The following is a 541-nucleotide window of genomic DNA, read 5'->3' on the forward strand; positions in this document are numbered from 1 at the left end:
CTGGCCGAGAAGGTTGTCGAGATCGTCGACGCCGGTTCCGCCAACTTCTCGCCGATCTACCCGGACGACATGCCGCTGTTCGAGAAGATCGAGACCATCGCCAAGCGCATCTACCGCGCTGACGAGGTGCTGGCGGACAACAAGATCCGCAACCAGCTGAAGGAATGGGAAGACGCGGGCTACGGCAACCTGCCGGTCTGCATGGCGAAGACCCAGTACTCCTTCTCGACCGATCCGAGCTTGCGCGGTGCGCCGGTGGGCCACTCGGTGCCGGTGCGCGAAGTGCGCCTCAGCGCCGGTGCGGGCTTCATCGTTGCGGTCTGCGGCGAGATCATGACCATGCCGGGCCTGCCGCGCAAACCGGCGGCGGAAACCATCCGCCTGAACGAGGACGGCCAGATCGAAGGCTTGTTCTAAGACAGGATATGCGACATTCAGCGGCCCGGGATACCCCGGGCCGCTGGAGTTTTAAGACATGACCAAGCTGACACCGCCGCAGGACTGCCAGTCGATGGCAGAGGTGCGGGCCCAGATTGACAGG

General features: G+C 64.0%; 1 protein-coding gene. It reads left to right on the forward strand.

Annotation, left to right across the window (positions count from 1 at the left end; genetic code table 11):
* Window positions 1–417, forward strand: a 417-nt coding sequence (locus KUW17_RS23240) for a formate--tetrahydrofolate ligase (protein ID WP_222482662.1), incomplete at its 5' end; no start/stop codon positions are given.
* Between the last annotated feature and the right edge of the window lie 124 nt (window positions 418–541).

The organism is Leisingera aquaemixtae, assembly GCF_019801145.1.
In the GTDB taxonomy this organism is placed as follows: domain Bacteria; phylum Pseudomonadota; class Alphaproteobacteria; order Rhodobacterales; family Rhodobacteraceae; genus Leisingera; species Leisingera aquaemixtae_A.